The sequence below is a fragment of the Sandarakinorhabdus sp. genome (assembly GCF_987265915.1).
The window spans coordinates 684,472-698,854 of sequence record NZ_OZ503948.1; the positions used below are offsets into that span (position 1 = coordinate 684,472).

10 protein-coding genes are annotated in these 14,383 nt (G+C 65.0%); 6 read left to right on the forward strand and 4 right to left on the reverse strand.

The features are described 5' to 3' along the window. Positions 1-11: 11 nt before the first annotated feature. The 4 genes from AC6UUM_RS03360 to ppsR all read right to left on the reverse strand — a co-directional run bounded on the left by AC6UUM_RS03360 (position 12) and on the right by ppsR (position 5,012). Positions 12-1,262 (reverse strand): geranylgeranyl diphosphate reductase, encoded by a 1,251-nt coding sequence (locus tag AC6UUM_RS03360; RefSeq protein ID WP_500803940.1) that lies wholly within the window; start codon positions 1,260-1,262, stop codon positions 12-14. Beyond that, positions 1,259-2,587 (reverse strand): BCD family MFS transporter, encoded by a 1,329-nt coding sequence (locus tag AC6UUM_RS03365; protein ID WP_500803941.1) that lies wholly within the window; start codon positions 2,585-2,587, stop codon positions 1,259-1,261. The genes AC6UUM_RS03360 and AC6UUM_RS03365 overlap by 4 nt, the downstream gene beginning before the upstream one ends. Further along, complete coding sequence (chlG, locus tag AC6UUM_RS03370) at positions 2,584-3,492, reverse strand: chlorophyll synthase ChlG (protein WP_500803942.1); 909 nt, start codon at positions 3,490-3,492, stop codon at positions 2,584-2,586. Before chlG ends, AC6UUM_RS03365 begins: the two co-directional genes overlap by 4 nt. A gap of 83 nt (positions 3,493-3,575) precedes the next feature. Then, positions 3,576-5,012 (reverse strand): transcriptional regulator PpsR, encoded by a 1,437-nt coding sequence (gene ppsR, locus AC6UUM_RS03375; protein WP_500803943.1) that lies wholly within the window; start codon positions 5,010-5,012, stop codon positions 3,576-3,578. A 443-nt stretch (positions 5,013-5,455) separates the two neighbouring features. Here ppsR and bchF point away from each other — a divergent pair, with 443 nt between their 5' ends. From bchF to bchM, 6 genes are read left to right on the forward strand one after another with little or no spacing between them, the layout of a single operon-like run. Continuing rightward, positions 5,456-5,962 carry a 2-vinyl bacteriochlorophyllide hydratase gene (gene bchF, locus AC6UUM_RS03380; protein ID WP_500803944.1) on the forward strand — a complete coding sequence of 169 codons (507 nt, stop codon included), beginning with the start codon at positions 5,456-5,458 and terminating at the stop codon, positions 5,960-5,962. Next, positions 5,959-7,239, forward strand: a complete 1,281-nt coding sequence (locus AC6UUM_RS03385) for a ferredoxin:protochlorophyllide reductase (ATP-dependent) subunit N (protein WP_500803945.1) — start codon at positions 5,959-5,961, stop codon at positions 7,237-7,239. Before bchF ends, AC6UUM_RS03385 begins: the two co-directional genes overlap by 4 nt. A 3-nt stretch (positions 7,240-7,242) precedes the next feature. After that, on the forward strand, positions 7,243-8,850 hold the full coding sequence (bchB, locus tag AC6UUM_RS03390; protein WP_500803946.1) for a ferredoxin:protochlorophyllide reductase (ATP-dependent) subunit B: 1,608 nt from the start codon (positions 7,243-7,245) through the stop codon (positions 8,848-8,850). Next, entirely contained in the window at positions 8,840-12,535 is a 3,696-nt protein-coding gene (locus AC6UUM_RS03395) for a magnesium chelatase subunit H (RefSeq protein WP_500803947.1), read from the forward strand. The genes bchB and AC6UUM_RS03395 overlap by 11 nt, the downstream gene beginning before the upstream one ends. Positions 12,536-12,548: 13 nt before the next feature. Then, a complete protein-coding gene (gene bchL / locus AC6UUM_RS03400) occupies positions 12,549-13,448 on the forward strand; it encodes a ferredoxin:protochlorophyllide reductase (ATP-dependent) iron-sulfur ATP-binding protein (protein WP_500803948.1) in 900 nt (299 codons plus the stop codon). 13 nt (positions 13,449-13,461) lie between these two features. Continuing rightward, positions 13,462-14,172, forward strand: coding sequence for a magnesium protoporphyrin IX methyltransferase (gene bchM / locus AC6UUM_RS03405; protein WP_500803949.1), 711 nt, complete (start codon positions 13,462-13,464; stop codon positions 14,170-14,172). The last annotated feature ends 211 nt before the right edge of the window (positions 14,173-14,383 follow it).

Here is a 14,383-nt window from a genome sequence, read left to right on the forward strand (position 1 = left end):
GCCTGATATGCTCAGGCCTGGGCGCCGCGTTTGCCGGCGGTATTGCCTTCCTTGACGCCGCCGCCCGACAAGATGCCGGTGATCAGCTGCACGCTGTCCTTCAGGAAGATCTTCACATGGGCCAGCGGCTTCTTGCGCGCCAGTTCCTTGTTCATATAAGCTTCCCAGGTCAGCTGCTGGATATCCTTGTCCATGCACAACTTGACGAATTTCTCGCGCATCGTGTCGCTGCGATACCACCACCATTGCATGATGCCGAGCACGCGGAACACCGTGCCGTGTGCCTTCAGGAAGCGCTTGCGGGCCAGCGCCAGCTTGGCAGGATCACCGGACTTCACGGCTTCGGCAGCAGCAGCAGCGGCTTCGCGCCCGGCGGTCATCGCATAGAAAATGCCTTCGCCGCTGGCCGGGGCGACGCAACCAGCAGCGTCGCCGGCCACCACCACGTCCTTGCCATTGTCCCACTTCTTGCGCGGACGCAGCGGGATGGGTGCGCCTTCGACGCGCACGGTCTTGCAGGTGTCTTCGCCCATGCCCAGCTCTTCGCGCAGCTTGGTCACCGCCTTGCGCAGTTCAAAGCCCTGCACGGCGCTGCCGGTGCCGATGCTGGTCTTGTCACCATGCGGGAACACCCAGGCATAGAAATCCGGGCTGTGCTTGCCCTGGTAGAACACATCGCAGCGATCGCCTTCGAAACCGCGGAAGCCCGGCGGCGGGCTTTCGACGACTTCGTGATAGGCGGCGACGAACGGCAATTTCTCTTCCGGCAGCGCGGCGCGGGCGACCGCCGAATTGCAGCCATCGCAGCCGATCAGCATCTTGGTGCGCACCTTGATGGGATCGGAGCCGCGCGGCGCACCCTTGGGCCGGTAGGCGACGATGGCGGTGCCGTCACTGTCCCGCTCCAGCGCTTCGAAGCTGCCGTCGCGGCGATCGGCGCCGTTCTTCGCGGCGCGTGTCCGAAGCCATTCATCGAACACATCGCGATCGACCATGCCGACCCAGCCGCCTTCGCCCACCGGCATGTCCACCTTGCGATCCTGCGGGCTGATCATGCGGGCACTGTTGGCGGTGGTGCACAGCAGATCGAGCGGCACGTCAAAGTCCTTCAGCAGGCGCGGCGGCACCGCGCCGCCGCACGGCTTGATGCGGCCCATGCGATCGAGCAGCATCACCTTGAAGCCCTTCAGCGCCAGATCATTGGCCGCAGTGGCACCCGAAGGCCCGCCGCCAACCACCACCATGTCGAATTGTTCGGTCATGCCAATGCCTCCCGCTGTGCCGGGCGCGCCGCTGCGCCCATGCTGTCGTTCAATCGCAATGCGATCATCGCTGCCCCCAGAAACAGCACGGCTTCGGCGGCAAATACAAGCTCAAATGCAACGGCCGTTTCGCTGACAATGGCGCGCAAGCCATCGACCGCAATGGCGCCGGCAAATCCGCCCAGCCCGAATGCCGAAGCCTGCGCCGCGCCCCACAGGCCCATGCGAATGCCTTCATGGCCAGGCCCGCCGCGCCCGGCGAGTTCCAGCATCGAACCGATGGCGGCGACGGCAAACATGCCGTTGGCAAAGCCCAGCGCCGCCACGTTGATGGCGAGCGGCCAGCCCGGACCGGCCCGCGCCGCCAGCGCCAGCAACGCCAGCGCCGCGGCCGACGCGATACAGCCCAGCACGATCCAGCGCTTCAGTTTCAGGCCGGCCTTGCCACCAAAGGCATGGCCGCCCACGCCGACCAGGATCATGCCGGCCAGCACGCCCTGGTGCTGCACGCCCGACAGGCTGGTCGATTGGCCTGGCGTCAGGCCGAACACCAGCCCCGCGAAGGGTTCGAGGATCAGATCCTGCATCGAATAGGCGAGCATCGAGAAAAACACGAAAATGCTGAACAGGCGGGTCAGTGGATCGTGCCAGATGCCGCGCAGCGCCTCGCCAAACGGGGCGGCTTCGCGCTTGGCTTCGACCTGCGGTGCGCCTTCAACACCCCACACCGCGATGCAGGTGAGGGTGAAGGCCACGCCGACCACGCCGGCTGCGACATTGAACAGCCGGGCGGGCGAATAAGGATCGAGCAGCGAGCCCGCCACGCCGGCGGATATCACAATGCCGACAATCATCATGATCCAGGTCAGGCTGGCCGCCGCCGGGCGCCGCGCCTCAGCGGTGCGGCTGGCGAGCAGCGCCAGCAGCGAGGTGCCGGCCGCGCCGACGCCGATGCCGATCATCGCATAGGCCAGCACCAGCGCAGCCAGCACTGGCCAGAACGCCCCGTCGAGCAAAGTGGTGGCAAAGGTCGCCAACAGGCCGCCGCTGCCCAGCATGGCCATGCCGCCGATGATCCACGGCGTGCGCCGCCAGCCGGCGTCTGAGCCATGGCCCCATTTCGGGCGGGAGAGTTGCACGCCGTAATGAAAGGCCACCAGCCCGGCCGGCAGCGCGGCGGCGGCGCCATATTCCACCACCATGATACGGTTGAGTAGCGACGAGGCCAGCATGACAATTGCGCCAAGCGCGCTTTGCACCAGCCCCAACCGCGCAATGCCGGCCCAGCCGAGATTCGGCGGCGCGCTCATACGATCACCGCTCATACGATCACCGACAGCCCGAAGGCCGATGTGAGCATGCCGAGCACATAAAGCGTGGTGCCGGTGGCGTTGTAGAAGGGGGCATTGGCGGCCGGTGCGGCCAGCACGCGCTGCATCAGCACCACCTGCATCGTCAGGCTGAACGCCACCATCGCCGATGGCCAGTGCAGCCCCCAGCGCGCCAGCAGGATGATCACCACCACCTGCGGCAGCGCCATCGTCCAGCAGGCGATTTCGGCGGCGTTGCGCTCACCGATCTGCACGGGCAGCGAATTGACGCCGGATTGGGCATCACCCTTCACCGCCTTGAAATCATTCAGCACCATGATGCCGTGCGCGCCCAGCGCATACATGCACAATATCCAGATGATACGGGCATCGGGCACGCCGCCGGCCATCACGGCCGCGCCAGTGAACCAGGTGACGCCTTCATAGGCCGCAGCGCAGACCAGCGGCCCCAGCCAGCCTTCGGCCTTGAAGCGCAGCGGCGGCGCCGAATAGCTCCACGACATGATCAGGCCGACCACCGTGGCCCAGCCCACCACCGGCCCCAGCAGGAATCCGACGACCAGCGAAAGCAACGTGCCGGCAATGGCGATGCCCAGGCCCCAGCGGCCGGGGATGCGCCCCGACGGGATCGGCCGCTGCGGTTCGTTGATCGCATCGACATGCCGATCAAACCAGTCGTTGATCGCCTGGCTGTTGCCGCACACCAAGGGGCCGGCCAGCATCATGCCGGCGACCAGCAGCACCCAGCGATCGCTCAGCGGCACGCCCGACGACACCACGCCGCACATGAACGCCCACATCGGCGGGAACCAGGTGACCGGCTTCAGCAGTTCCAGCACGTCCCGCGGACGCGGGACGCTTCGCGGCTCTGCGGCCAAAGGCAGGGGAACATGTTCCATGCCCGCAAACTAGTCGGCAGACAGGAAAGGCGTCAACGCTGCTTGACACATTTGGCCGCCGCCAAATGCCACTGCGACCGCGATTATTCGATTTCGGCGCTGCCTTCGCCCAGATTGCCGAGGCCGTGGCGGTGCAATTTCGAATAGAGGCTCTGCCGCGACAGGCCGAGGATTTCGGCCGCCGAGGCGCGGTTGTCTTCGGAATAGGTCAAGGCCGCTTCGATGCACAGCCGTTCGATGAGATCGGTCGATTCGCGGACGATCTCCTTCAACGGCACGCGGCCGACCAGTTCGGTCAATTGCGCCATCGACAGCGCGGTCTGGCCCGGCACCGCCGCCGGCCGCGGCGCCAGTCGGATGGCAAAGCCATGGTGGCGGGCACCGGCATGGCCCGACGACACGGCGGACACTTCCACGGCTTCGCCATCGCTGGCGGCCGGATCGGCATGGCCGGGACGCACCAGCGTGGTGAAGCCACGCACCAGGCCATGTTCGCGCAAGGCGGCGAGCAGCACGCCCAGATCAAGCCCCGGCCGCCCGACGAAGCGCCCAATCGGCTGCCCGACCAGATCATGGTGCCGCGCCATCCCGACCAGATCGAGAAAGGCGCCATTGCCGGCGACGATATCAAAGCGGTCGTTGGTCAACACGAAGGCGTCGGGCAGGCGTTCGAGGCCATCGGCCAGATATTCGTCGGCGCTGTGCAAGGCCGCTGCCAGCGGGCTCAACCGCAACAGCAGCCGTGCATCCCGATCCTGGCGGAACAGCGTGGCATTGAGCGACCAGGCCGCGCCATCGGCCAGCCGCAGCCGCACCGGGTGCGGCTGATCGGTGGCAGTGAGGGCGCCGAGTGCGGCCAGCGTGCTGTCGTGATCATTGGGATGCACCAGCGCGGCAAAGCCATGGCCGATCAGCGCACTGGCCGACAGGCCGGTGGCACGGCGCGCGGCGGCGTTCGCTTCCAGCACGCGGCGGTTGGTGGCGTCAATGACGAAGATCGGCTCGGCAGCGGTGTCGAACAACAGGCGCTGGCGCGTTTCGAGCTGGCGCAGGCGCATCGCATCGCGCTCGTTCAGCTGCTGGGCGCGGGCCAGTTGCTGTTCCAGCGTGGCAGCGGCGCGGCGGTCGCGGGCGATGGCCAGCCGGCGGCCATCGGGCAGCGGCAGCGTCATCCATTTCAGCGGCAGTTCGGCCGCATCGCCGCCCTGGGTGCCGTTGCCGTGGTTGACATCGTGCCAGGCCGGAATCGCCGCATCGGCCAGCAGCGCGGTGATCTGATCCTGGCTGCCCGCCAGCGCGGTTTCAGCCCAATATTGCCCGGTCCAGTCCGCGACATCGTCCTGGCCGATATCGCCGCTGCCGACATGCACTTCCTCGATGCGGCCGCCCGGTTCGATCAGCAGCAGCAGATCGGCCGCGGCCAGCAGCGCCGCCAGCGCATTGTCGGGGCGGCTGGCAACCATCGTGGCCAGGCAGCCGGTATCGCCATCCAGCAAATTGTTGATTCTGGTCAGATTCAAGGCATCCATCGCCGCCTCACCCCGGCCCTTTTCATTCCAATCCCTATTGCCGTTCCGGATTGGCCAGCGTTGTGGCCGATCCGAACGTGCCTGCCGGTGTGCCTGTGCGTCTGCCACGGCAGGGCCGGGCAAGACGCTGCACTCGCGACATGCTGCCACAGGCTATGTCAGGCCGCGGCGCGAGGCAACCGGCTGTTTCGCGCCGGTTTCGGCAATTTCGGGGGCTGACAAGACGCCATTACCGTGGTGTAATGTGTTTTCGGATCGAGCCCTTGTGTCAGACCGGGTTGACAGCGCCGGTTGACATGCCGGCGTGACACCAGGGCCGCAATCGCGGTTGACAGGCAAAGGCCCGGTGATAGGGTTTTGTGCTTGGGGCTTGAGGGGTTGAAGGCTTGTCATCGGCATCGTCATCGTTGGGGTCGGCATCGGCAGCACGTCCGTTGTACACGCCCGAAGAACGGGTGCGGCGTGACAGCAGCAAATGGACTCTGGTGCAGGGCCTGCTGGCGCCGGTGCAATTCCTGATTTTCGGGGTCAGCCTCTATCTGGTGCTGGATTATCTGAACACCGGTCGCAATTATGAATGGGCGGTGTGGTCGGTCGTCATCAAGACGATGGCGCTTTATACGATCATGATCACCGGTGCGATCTGGGAAAAGGTCGTCTTTGGCCAATATCTGTTCCACGAAAGCTTCTTCTGGGAAGACGTGTTCTCGATGCTCGTCATCGTGCTGCATTCGCTCTATCTGTTCGGCCTGTTCACTGGCATCGCCGATGATGGCGTGTTGTTTGCAACCGCGCTCGCCGGCTATCTGGCCTATGTAATCAATGCGGCGCAGTTCATCTGGAAATTGCGGCAGGCCAGGCTGTCGGCCCCGGCGGCCAGCCAGTCCGATACCGCCGTTCTGGCGGCAGACTCGTCGTTCACGATTGCGCAGGCCGCATGAGCGTAGCGGGGCCTGTTCCGGGCTGTGATGCCCCGCCGGTGGGGGTGGATGGCATCCTGCGCGAACGCGGCCAGCGTGAGGTGTTCTGCGGGCTGACCGGCATCATCTGGCTGCACCGCAAGATTCAGGATGCGTTTTTCCTGGTGGTCGGCAGTCGCACCTGTGCCCACCTGCTGCAATCGGCGGCTGGCGTGATGGTTTTTGCTGAACCGCGCTTCGGCACTGCCATCATCGAAGAGAAAGACCTTGCCGGCCTCGCCGATGCCAATGAGGAACTGGACCGGGTCGTCACCCGCCTGTTGGCGCGGCGGCCGGATATCCGCATGCTGTTCCTCGTCGGCTCCTGCCCGTCGGAAGTCATCAAGCTCGATCTGTCCCGCGCGGCGCAGCGGCTGAACACGCGGTTCATGCCGCAGGTGCATGTGCTGAATTACAGCGGCAGCGGCATCGAAACCACCTTCACGCAAGGCGAAGATGCCTGCCTGGCGGCGCTGGTGCCCGATCTGCCCTTCACCGATGACAGCCAACTGATGATCGTCGGCAGCCTGCCCGATATCGTCGAGGATCAGCTGACGCGGCTGCTCGTCGATCTGGGCATTCCCAAGGTCGTGTCGTTGCCGGCGCGGCGCGCCGGGTCGATGCCGGCGGTGGGGCCGAACACACGCTATCTGCTGGCGCAGCCGTTCCTCGCCGATACCGGCGTCGCGCTCGACAAACGCGGCGGCGTGCATCTGCCGGCGCTGTTCCCGTTCGGCGCCGAAGGCACCACGGCTTGGCTGCATGCCGCGGCGCAGGCCTTTGCCGTGCCGGACGCGCGCTTTCAGCAGGTGATCGCCGGTCCGCGTGAACGCGCCCGCAAGGGGCTGGCGCTGTACCGGGAACGGCTGGCCGGCCGCCGCATCTTCTTCATGCCCGACAGCCAGCTGGAGGTGCCGCTGGCGCGCTTCCTGGCCGGCGAGCTTGGCATGGAACTGGTCGAGGTCGGCACGCCCTATCTGCACAAGGGCCATCTGATCGACGAGCTGGCGGCGCTGCCGCCCGGCACGCGCATTTCCGAAGGCCAGGATGTCGAAAAGCAGCTCGATCGCGTGCGCGCCAGCCGGCCCGATCTCACCGTCTGCGGGCTGGGTCTCGCCAACCCGCTGGAGCGCGAGGGCCTGACGACGAAATGGGCCATCGAACTCGTGTTCTCGCCCATCCATGGCTATGATCAGGCCGGCGATCTGGCCGAATTGTTCGCCCGCCCGCTCCACCGCCGCGATCTGTTGCGAGTCTAGGCCATGCAGCTGACCGTCTGGACCTATGAAGGCCCGCCGCATGTCGGGGCGATGCGGGTGGCCACCGGCATGAAACAGTTGCATTATGTGCTGCACGCGCCGCAGGGCGACACTTATGCCGATCTGCTGTTCACCATGATCGAGCGGCGCGACCATCGCCCGCCAGTGACTTACACGACCTTCCAGGCCCGCGATCTGGGCAGCGACACCGCCGAATTGTTCAAATCGGCCGCGCGCGAGGCCTATGACCGGTTCAAGCCGCAAGCGATGATCGTGGGCGCCAGTTGCACGGCCGAACTGATCCAGGATGATCCGGCCGGGCTGGCCGCCACCATGGGCCTCGATTGCCCGATCATTCCGCTGGAACTGCCCAGCTACAGCCGCAAGGAAAATTGGGGCGCGTCCGAAACCTTCTACCAGATCGTGCGCGGCCTGGCCGACAAGACGCTGAAGCCGCCGGCCGCAGTTGGCCCGGACGGTGCACGCCGGCCGCTGGCCAACATCCTGGGTCCGACGGCACTGGGCTTCCGCCATCGCGATGATGTGGCCGAAATAACCCGGCTGCTCGGCGACCTCGGCATCGATGTGCGGCTGGTGGCGCCGCTGGGGGCAACGCCGGCCGATATCGTCCGCATCGGTGAGGCGGATTTCAACATCTGCCTCTATCCCGAAATAGCCGCGCAGGCGTGCAGCTGGCTGGAGCGCACCTTCCGGCAGAAAACCGTGCGCACCGTGCCGATCGGCCTCAATGCGACGCGCGAATTCGTGGCCGAAGTCTGTGCGGCCGCCGGTATCGCGGTGCCGGCCGATCTTGATCAGGGCCGGCTCGGTTGGTGGTCACGATCGATCGATTCGACCTATCTCACCGGCAAGCGCGTCTTCATCTTCGGCGACGGCACCCATGCCGTCGCAGCGGCGCGCGTGGCATCGGAGGAACTGGGCTTCAAGGTCGTCGGCCTGGGTTGTTACAACCGCGAATTCGCCCGGGAAGTGCGGACCGCGGCCGAGAAATATGGGGTCGAACCGCTAATCACCGATGATTATCTGCTGGTCGAAGATGCCATTGCGGCGGCCTCGCCGGAACTGGTGCTCGGCACGCAGATGGAGCGGCATATTGCCAAGCGGCTGCGGCTGCCCTGCGCGGTGATTTCGGCGCCGGTGCATGTGCAGGATTTCCCGGCCCGCCACAGCCCGCAAATGGGTTTCGAAGGCGCCAATGTGCTGTTCGACACCTGGGTGCACCCGCTGGTGATGGGGCTGGAAGAGCATCTGCTCACCATGTTCCGCGACGATTTCGAATTTTCGGATGCTGCCGGCGCCAGCCATCTGGGCCATGCCCCACATCCCCCCTCCCCTTCAGGGGAAGGGCCGGGAGTGGGGAACGCCCTGCAAGCAGCCGTCGCCGAAGCGCCCACCGCAGAAGCCTCCACCGAACCCGCCCCCGCCGAACCCGGCGGCTGGACCAATGAAGCCCTTGCCGAACTCGGCAAGATCCCGTTTTTCGTGCGTGGCAAGGCCCGCCGCAACACCGAACGCTATGCCGCCGAGCATGGCGTGACGACGATCACCCGCGATACGCTGTACGAGGCAAAATCCCATTATGCGCGCTGACACCCCGCCATCGAAGCAGGACCGGCCCGATCATTGCCATGTCGTGATCGTCACGCTGGATAATCACCTGTCGGGCGCGATCGATCGGGCGCGGCTGCGCTTCCAGAAATCCGGCCTGCCGGTGTCGATCGGGTTCCACGCGGCGGCGGATTGGGACAAGCCGGGCATGCTGGATGCGACGCGCGCCGACATTGCCCGTGCCGATATCGTTGTCGTCACCATGTTGTTCCTCGATGAACAGATCCGCATGATCAAGGATGCGCTGACCGCACGCCGCGAGGATTGCGACGCGATGGTCTGCCTGATGAGCCAATCTGACGTCGTGAAGATGACGCGGATGGGCGATTATCGCATGGATGCGCCGCCCAAGGGCCCGCTGGGCTGGCTGAAGAAATTGCGCGGCACGTCCAAGGATGGCGCACCCAACAGCGGCGCGGCGCAGTTGGCGGTGCTTCGCCGTCTGCCCAAGCTGCTGAAGTTCGTGCCCGGCACCGCGCAGGATGTGCGCGCCTATTTCCTCACCCTGCAATATTGGCTGGCCGGCAGCGACGACAACGCCTTCCAGATGATTTCGGCGCTGGTTGATCGTTATGCCGCCGGCCCACGCAAGGGCCTGCGCGGCAAGGCCAAGGTGGAAGCGCCGCAGGAATATCCGGAAGTCGGCGTCTATCACCCTGATCTTGCCAAGCGCATGTCGGAGAATCTGGCAGACCTGCCGCACCGCAAGGATGCCGTCGGCACCGTCGGTGTGCTGATGCTGCGGTCCTATGTGCTCGGCAAGGATGCCAATCATTATGATGGCGTGATCCGCGCGCTCGAAGCCCGTGGCCTGAATGTCATCCCGGCCTTTGCTGGCGGGCTCGACCAGCGCCCGGCCATCGAAACGCTGATGATGAAGGATGGCCAGGCCACCGTTGACGCGGTGATCAACCTGACCGGCTTCAGCCTGGTCGGCGGCCCGGCCTACAGCGATGCCAAATCGGCTGAAGCGATCCTGACCAAGCTGGACCGGCCCTATATCTCGGCCCACCCGGTCGAATTCCAGACGCTGCAGCAATGGGGCGCCAACCGCCAGGGCCTGTTGCCGCTGGAAGCCACCATCATGATCGCCATTCCGGAATTGGATGGCGGCACCCAGCCGATGGTGTTCGGTGGCCGCAGCGATGCGGGTGGTGAAGCCTGCACCGGCTGTTCGCGGGCCTGCACCTGGCCGGCCTCCGATGGCGTGCGCGCCATGCAATCCTGCCCGGAACGCGCCGAGGCGCTGGCCGACAAGATGGTCAAGCTGGTGCAATTGCGCCGCGCCGCCAACAAGGATCGCAAGCTGGCGGTGGTGCTGTTCAACTTTCCGCCCAATGGCGGCGCGGCGGGCACCGCACAGTTCCTCGCGGTGTTCGATTCGCTGCACCGCACGCTGATCCGGCTGAAAGCCGAAGGCTATGATGTGGAGGTGCCGGCCACGTCCGACGACGTGCGCCGCCGGGTGATCAATGGCAATGCGATGCAATATGGCCAGGAAGCCAATGTGCATGCCTTCGTGCCGGCCGAAACCATCGTGGCGACCGAGCCTTATCTGGCCGAGATCGAAAAGGAATGGGGCCCGGCGCCGGGCAAGTTCCAATCCGATGGCCGCAACGTGCTGATCACCGGCGCGCAGTTCGGCAACATGTTCGTCGGCATCCAGCCGGCCAACGGCTATGAATCCGATCCGATGCGCCTGTTGTTTGATGGCCGTTTTGCGCCGACGCACGCGTTCATGGCGTTCTACCGCTGGATTCGCAATGACTTCGGCGCGCATGCGGTGATCCATTGGGGCACGCACGGCAGCCTGGAATTCATGCCCGGCAAGCAGACCGGGATGACGATGAGCTGCTGGCCGGAACGCATCATCCAGGATCTGCCGAACATCTATCTTTATGCCGCCAACAACCCATCCGAAGGTGTGCTGGCCAAGCGCCGGTCGGGCGCGACATTGGTATCTTATCTCACCCCGGCCTTGACCAATTCCGGCCTGTACAAGGGGCTTTCGGACATCAAGGCCAGTGTCGATCGCTGGCGCTCGACCGAGCCGGGCAGCCCCGAACTGCCGGGCCTTGAGGAAATCATCGCCGAACAAGCTGCCGCGATGGACCTTGATGGCAGCGACGTGTCGAAGCTGGCCGCCAGGCTCTATGAGATCGAGCAGGAACTGATTCCGCAGGGCCTGCACGTGTTCGGCGACGCCGAGAGCGAAGACGCCCGCATCGACATGCTTCTGGCCAGCGCTCAGGCCCGCGGTGAAATCATCGACCGCGATACGGTGGAAAAGCTGATTCACGGCCGCATCGTGCCCAACACGCCGGTGTTGCGCGAACTGGTCAATCTGAACACGGCGCTGTCGGTCAATCACGAGATGAACGGGCTGATCCGCGCGCTGGATGGCCGTTATGTGCCGCCGGTGGCCGGCGGTGATATCCTGCGCGATCCGGAAATCCTGCCGACCGGGCGCAACATCCATGGCTTCGATCCGTTCCGGCTGCCGTCGGCCTATGCCTGCAAGGATGGCACGGCGCAGGCGCAGCGCATCCTGGACCGCGCGCTGGAAGATGCCGGCAAGCTGCCGGAAACCGTCGCCGTCGTGCTGTGGGGCACAGACAATCTGAAGAGCGAAGGCGCGCAGGTGGCGCAGGTGATGGCGCTGATGGGCGCCAAGCCGCGGTTTGACAGCTACAACCGGCTGGCGGGGGCGGAGCTGATTCCGCTTGAACAACTCGGGCGCCCGCGCATCGATGTGCTGGTGACGATGTCGGGTGTGTTCCGCGATCTGCTGCCGTTGCAGACCAAGATGCTGGCCGAAGCGGCGCTGCTCGCCTCCGAAGCCGACGAGCCGGGCCACCTGAACTTCATCCGCAAGCACAGCCTCGCCTATCTCGAAGAGCATGGCTGCGACATGGCGACGGCCAGCTTGCGCGTCTATTCCAACGCCGAAGGCGCCTATGGCGCCAACGTCAACCTGCTGATCGATTCGGCCGGCTGGACCGATCCCAATGAACTCGCCGACGTCTATGAAAAGCAGAAGGGTTATGCTTACGGCGTCGATGGCAAGCCCAAGCGCCAGCCCGGCCTGCTGGCCAGCGCGCTGAAGACGGTGGATTGCGCCTATCAGAATCTGGAAAGCGTCGAACTCGGCATCACCACCATCGATCAATATGTCGATACGCTGGGCGGCATCAGCCGCGCGGTGACGCGCGCCAAGGGCGGCGAATCGGCGCCGGTTTACATTGGCGACCAGACGCAAGGCAGCGGCAAGGTGCGCAGCTTGCAGGAACAGGTGGCGCTGGAAACCCGCACCCGCACGCTCAATCCGGTGTGGATCGAAGCGCAGCTGAAATATGGCTATGAAGGCGTGCGCCAGGTCGAAGCGGCGGTCACCACCACCATGGGCTGGTCGGCCACCACCGGCCAGGTCGATCCCTGGGTATACAGCCGCATCAGCGAGACCTATGTTCTCGACGACGAGATGCGCGCCCGCATTGCCGAAATGAATCCGCGCGCTGCCGCCAAGATTGCCAACCGGCTGATCGAAGCGGCGGACCGCAAATACTGGCAACCCGATGCGGAAACGCTGGCCGCGCTCTATGCCGCCACCGACGCCATCGAAGACCAGCTTGAAGGTGTGGCACCTGCCGGTTCCCTGGCCGCGTGAGAAGGATGAAGACATGACGCTGATCATCGACAAGACGCGCAAACTGGGACCTGGTGACGGGGAGGGCAGCGTGCAGGTCGCGCTCGATCCGAGCCAGAAGATCGAGGGCGCCAAGGTGTTCGCCGTCTATGGCAAGGGCGGCATCGGCAAATCGACGACCTCGTCCAACCTGTCGGCGGCCTTCTCGCTGCTGGGGCAGCGCGTGCTGCAGATCGGCTGCGACCCCAAGCACGACAGCACCTTCACGTTGACCAAGAAACTGATGCCCACCGTGATCGACGTGCTGGAACAGCATGATTTCCACCACGAGGAATTGCGGCCCGAAGATTATATGTTCGAAGGCTATAACGGCGTGATGTGCGTCGAAGCCGGCGGCCCGCCGGCTGGCACCGGTTGCGGCGGCTATGTCGTTGGCCAGACGGTGAAACTGCTGAAGCAACATCACCTGCTGGAAGACACCGACGTGGTGATCTTCGACGTGCTGGGCGATGTCGTGTGCGGCGGCTTTGCCGCGCCGCTGCAACATGCCGAGCGCGCCATCGTGGTGACCGCCAATGATTTCGATTCGATCTTCGCGATGAACCGCATCATGGCCGCCATCGCCGCCAAGTCGAAGAATTACGAAGTGCGGCTGGCCGGCTGCATCGCCAATCGCTCGGCCAATACCGACGAGATCGACCGCTTCTGCGGCGCCACCGGCATCAACCGCCTGGCGCATCTGCCCGATCTGGATGCCATCCGCCGGTCGCGCCTGAAGAAATGCACGATTTTCGAAATGGACGAGACGCCGGAAATCCTGGCGGCGCAGAATGAATACAAGCGTCTGGCGGCCTTGCTGTGGGCCGGGGTGGAACCCAATTTGGCCAAGCCGATGAAGGACCGCGAGATTTTCGATTTCCTCGGTTTCGAGTGACAGGCCAGCAGCCATGAACGCCCATCTGCCCAAGCAGGCTGCGGGCTGGGAAGCCAAGCGCGCCCGGCTGGAGCAGTATTTCGATCGCACGGCGCTTGATGCCTGGGCGGCGATGACCAGCGATGCGCCGGTTTCGAAGATTCGCGCCACGGTGCGGGCTGGCCGCGAACAGATGCGCAATACCTTGCTGGATTGGCTGCCGCAGGATCTGTACGGGCGGCGCATCCTCGATGCCGGCTGCGGTACCGGCATGCTGGCGATCGAAGCGGCGCGGCGCGGGGCAGAGGTGGTCGGCATCGATGTGTCGCCGCAACTGATCGAGATCGGCAAGGAGCGGCTGCCGGCGGATGTGGCCGGCAAGATCAGCCTGCACGCCGGCGACATGCTCGATGCCAGCTTTGGTGAATTCGATCATATCGTCTCGATGGACGTGCTGATCCATTATGAAAGCGACCAGATCGCGGCGGCGACGGCGCGATTGGCGGAACGGGCGCGGCATTCGCTGCTGTTCACCTTTGCACCGGGCACGCCCCTGCTGCGCACCGCGCGCGCCGTCGGGCAGTTTTTCCCCAAATCCGATCGCTCGCCCAGCATCATTCCGGTGGCGCATGATCTGCTGAAATCCCGGCTGTCACGCAGCGTGCCGCAGGCGCGCCTTGGCCGGGACCAGCGCGTCAGCCGCGGGTTTTACACCAGCCATGCCCAGGAAGTGCTGCTGGGATGACGTGGCCGCGCCCCTGGTCACGGGCTGCGGCCGACGCGAACGCCGCGGCTTATCCGCAACGCGCCGGCAATATTCGCGCCAACATGCTGCGGGACGTTGCCATATCGTCATGTTCTGCACTACCCATGGTGGCGCCTGACGTGTTAGGTCTTGCGCAACGTGATGGCGCGGGCCGGGAATCGCCTGATATCGCACTGGCGCGGTGGGATAG